This is a genomic window from Oleiphilus sp. HI0061 (genome assembly GCF_001635675.1).
Genome location: NZ_LWFE01000601.1, coordinates 1 through 4,483, shown reverse-complemented (window position 1 = coordinate 4,483; position 4,483 = coordinate 1). Strand labels below are relative to the sequence as shown.

General features: G+C 42.9%; 5 protein-coding genes and 1 pseudogene. All 6 read right to left on the bottom strand.

The window, feature by feature from the left end; genetic code table 11:
• A partial coding sequence (locus A3735_RS07795; protein ID WP_369820516.1) for a FimV family protein occupies positions 1-395 on the bottom strand: 395 nt, incomplete at its 3' end.
• Positions 396-699: 304 nt separating this feature from the next.
• Positions 700-1,563 (bottom strand): DUF4892 domain-containing protein, encoded by an 864-nt coding sequence (locus A3735_RS07790; RefSeq protein ID WP_068553128.1) that lies wholly within the window; start codon positions 1,561-1,563, stop codon positions 700-702.
• Positions 1,544-2,416 (bottom strand): alpha/beta fold hydrolase, encoded by an 873-nt coding sequence (locus tag A3735_RS07785; RefSeq protein ID WP_068513671.1) that lies wholly within the window; start codon positions 2,414-2,416, stop codon positions 1,544-1,546. The genes A3735_RS07790 and A3735_RS07785 overlap by 20 nt, the downstream gene beginning before the upstream one ends.
• 25 nt (positions 2,417-2,441) lie before the next feature.
• On the bottom strand, positions 2,442-3,212 hold the full coding sequence (locus tag A3735_RS07780; RefSeq protein WP_068508560.1) for a TatD family hydrolase: 771 nt from the start codon (positions 3,210-3,212) through the stop codon (positions 2,442-2,444).
• Positions 3,213-3,326: 114 nt separating this feature from the next.
• Positions 3,327-3,677 (bottom strand): PilZ domain-containing protein, encoded by a 351-nt coding sequence (locus A3735_RS07775; protein ID WP_068513675.1) that lies wholly within the window; start codon positions 3,675-3,677, stop codon positions 3,327-3,329.
• Positions 3,678-3,839: 162 nt separating this feature from the next.
• A pseudogene (locus A3735_RS07770) lies at positions 3,840-4,483 on the bottom strand (hypothetical protein); the annotation flags it as partial.

The window sequence follows — 4,483 nt, the reverse complement described above, 5'->3', positions numbered from 1 at the left end:
AATAATGGAGGATCAATCAACAAAGCGTATTCACGCAATAGTCGGCCACTTGGCCAAATCACTTCTACTAAGAAATTTAAAAACGGCTCTCGGACAGGTTTGTTTGTCGTAAGAACAACGACAAGCTTACCATCGGCATTCGTTTCAACTTTAAACCTCAGATCGGATAAAAAGTAAACACGGTCGACATTCGCTTTTAAAAACTCTTCGCGCGTTGCTAGTCCAGGAAGAATTTCTTCTGCCGAGAAATCACCTGAGTTTACAAGCTCTATTTCAGCTTTTAAGGGTTGGTTAAGTGCAGACGTTACAGTCGCCTCACCAATTCCAAGAGCGAAAACAGACTCAGCAATCAATACACCGAGTAGTGATAGAGCAAAGGCCAGCTTGCGTATCATCACTTATTATCCTTTATTATTTCTAACTTAAAAAAACAGTTCACTTATCTACTACCTTATAAAACTCTTCTACTCTACTCACACAAACAGGCATAGCCCATAAAACAAGGTATACAGGTAAAGAGGATTTTTTAAACACTGTAGATTAAGAAACCGCCACATTTTATTGCTTTTATTGGAAAAAATTCTGCAATATCCAATAAAGTATTGTTTAAACAAGCAGAATTATCAACAAATCTTTGTGTTTAGATTTGTTAAGTTTAAGTTTCATAAAAATGCACAACGAATACTGAACAATTAACGATCAATACGCATACAACCTGAACCAAACAGGAAGCTTTTCAAACGAAGGCTCTCCATGCAATGGCCCAAGTACTCGAAGCGTGATAGGTAATTTGGCTTGCCCTAGGGATTTACTTAACACTGCTACCTGAACCTCACCTTTTGTACGCAACTGATCCCAAAGCACTTTGGTTGGCTTCAGTTCTTGATCTGCATAGACAACCAAATATAGCTCAGAGGCTTCTACCGACTCAATATACCGGGCTATTGCCTCCGCTTGGTTTTTCGTAACATCACCCTCGCCCATGGAAGACCCGTTAAGCCAGACACCAACTGGCTCCGCATAATCCCCATCAGCAGCCGAGCTTTTGGTCACAGTCAGCTCATATATGAAACGCTGCCTAAGGCCATTCTGCACAAAATAGACGGCCGACCAGACTTCTTTCCCCTTACTGAGTGCCCTGCTTGCAACATAGTATTGATCACTATCACGGCCATACAGCTTATGCTCATCAAAAATTTTGTTCGCCCAGTAATTACTGCTGCCACAAGCGCGTTTTTTACACTGGAATAAGATTTCGCCTTTTACTGCTGCAGACTCCAGGTAATAATCAAAAGCCTGACTTAGCTCAACACCACTTTTGAGCCGATATAAACGTGACTCGACATCACCTGCAACAAACTCTTGCTTCTCGATACTCAAGGTATTACTGATGCGCTTCGGCGCGCTCAAAACGATCATCTGTTCAGAAGCTAAGCTTTCAACACTGCCCTCTAAAGAGACAGCCTTATAATTTTCCAAGCCTGAACTCAGCACATCCTGTACCAAGAAAAAAGATAGCAATAAAGTGAAAACCAGACTCTTTTTACTTATCGATAATTTCATCAATTAACTCCGCTGTTGCTGCAACATCACCATCCATGTGGAAGTGATGCCCACCTTCTAGGTCAAAGCGCGTAACATCCTTAAAATAAGATACCCGTTTTTGAGTCCTCTGAGCATCCGAGAAATACCCTTGTTTACCACATAAAACAAAGACCGGACATTCGATACCATTTAACACAACTTCAACTTGTTTTTCAGAAAACCGTACCATAGAAGGGGCTAGTAATTTCGGGTCTGAGCGCCAAATATAACCACCTTCTACCTCCTCTGTACCTCGCTCAATTAACAGCTGCGCTGCTTCTTTTGATACTTTTCCAATCCCCATCATTCGAACGCGAATAGCCATTTCTTTAGTTGGGTAAATGGTCTTTTTACTCTCTCGCGTCTGAGCAGCCTTTGCTACCGCTTTTTTAAGCTGTGGCAATACATTTTCTATTTCGTCTGTTAGAGGCCCTAAACTATCTAATAGAATTAGTTTATCAACCTTTTCTGGCATTGATGCAGCTAAAAACGAACACACAATCCCACCTAACGAATGACCAATCAAGGTAACTTTCTCGCCCGCATCATCAATCTGTTCGAGCACAGAATCTATAAACACGGCAATATCCACCACATTATCGACTAAATGATAAGACGACGAACTTGGCCTATGCTCGCTCCAACCATGCCCAGCCATTTCGACTGCATAGAAGGGACGATCTAGATTTAGGTAGTTGCATAGGGGTAGAAACGAAGCCGCATTGTCGAGCCATCCATGCAGTGCGATAACCGGCACACCATGACGTACACTATTTTTATAACCCGACAAACGCAATTTATCGGTTTGAATACTAAAAGGGCCTAACTCCATTCCATTCAACCTTTATGATAATTCGCTAGAGTCTAAACAGTTTCTTAAAGTTCTCACTTGTGACCTCAGCAACCTCTTCTACGCTGCAGCCCTTTAACTGTGCAATATATTTGGCAACCTCAGGTACATACTTAGGCTCATTTGGCTTGCCACGATACGGAACCGGCGCGAGATAAGGAGAATCCGTCTCTATCAGCATGCGCTCTAATGGGACTCGCTTAGCAACATCCTTTAGCTCTACAGCATTCTTAAACGTAACAATACCTGAGAATGAGATATAAAAGTTATGATCCATCGCTCTGGAGGCCATATCCCAATCTTCAGTAAAACAATGCAGCACTCCCGCGACATCAGGGGCTGAGTATTGGCCAATGAGGTTTAGCGTATCTTCCTTCGCATCTCTAGTATGAACAATAATTGGTTTTCGACATTCTTTACTGGCAATTAAATGACGCTTGAATCTTTCCAGCTGAAGATCTTTATGCTCCAGGCCATAATAGTAATCCAGCCCCGACTCTCCAATCGCAATGACTTTTTCACGCTCAGCAAGCGATAATAGGCGTTCAATAGTGGGCTCTTCACAATCGGTACTACCTGGGTGCACGCCAACCGAAGCATAGACATCGGGAAATTTAGCTGCAATCTGAAGCACTTCTTCAATATGCTCCAGGTCAATTGCGACACAAAGCAATTTGTCTACAAGGTTTTCTTTGGCAGCTGAAATTGCAAGCGACAAGTCGCCTTCATATGGAGCTAATTTCAGACGATCAAGGTGGCAGTGGGAGTCAATAAACATGAAAATCAAGCGCGCTCTTGTTACAACGATAAAGCCGCACATACTAACTAAAAATGCGTATCTATGCGACTCACTTGAAGAATCGTATCAAGAAATTGGGGCACCCCCCTATTATTACATACTATGTGTAGGACGATCTGAGCTTAAAGAGCCTGCCAGGTAGGTTTCAATCTTGTTTTTGGCAGTAGCATCTTCTTCGTTAAACTGAACACCGATGCCCGCTGCTCGATTACCCTGAGCACCCTTAGGAGTCACCCAGATAACCTTCCCAGCTACCGGGATTTTTTCAGGTTCTTCCATTAGATTTAACAGCAAAAACACCTCATCGCCAAGATGATAGTTTTTTGCGGTAGGTATAAATAGTCCGCCGTTTTTAATGAACGGCATATAGGCGGCATATAAAACAGCTTTATCCTTGATTGTTAGGGTAAGGATACCACTACGCGCCCCAAATCCTGCTGACATACAATTCTCTTAACAATAACGCGCCCGTACAAACACTTGAATACAAAGCACTAATTGGTCGTTGCACCCACTGTAACCCGAACAGTTTCGAGTAGTATTAAGGTGATATATCTTCAGTATAGGCAAGCAATTGAAAATTGCTTCACACTTTTGAGATCTTTATTAAACCGTTCTTTTAGCCATTAAGCCAGCCCATTGGTTCAATAAAAACTCAAACACCAGCTGCTTGTTAGGATTGCTTGTACCGAGCAACAAACGCAGTTGATCCAAGGCACTTTTGTATAAATCAAGTAACTGAGCCTCGGTCGAAACCTTAGCCAAATGGTCGATCATTTTTGCCGCCGCAAGTCCTTCAGTGGAAAAGCTGGCCAACTTGACCTTTAAAACGAGCTCCAACCATTGAATCATCCACTCTACACGTAGAATCGACAAATCATCGCTCCACCTTTCAGCCAAAACAAGGGCCAAAACATCTTTACGAAGAAAGCTAGCCATTTCTTCTAGCATACGTTGATTTTCTTCAAGCGCGCCCGTTTTAACGTACTCCAAAGCTCTTAGCGGGGCTTGGGCCGCCAGCGCTAAAACCGAGTCTAACTCAGCTCCAGACAAGCTAAGCTCGTCTTTGTTCAGCGCCGCTTCTAGCCACTGCTTCGCTGCAGACGTTTCAGGTAACGAAAAGTCAATCACCTGACAACGAGAACGAATCGTTGGAAGTAACTGCCCCGAGCTATGTGATACTAAGATAATAACGGAATCGCCACTCGGTTCTTCAAGGGTTTTCAATAGCGCATTCGCCGCATTATGAT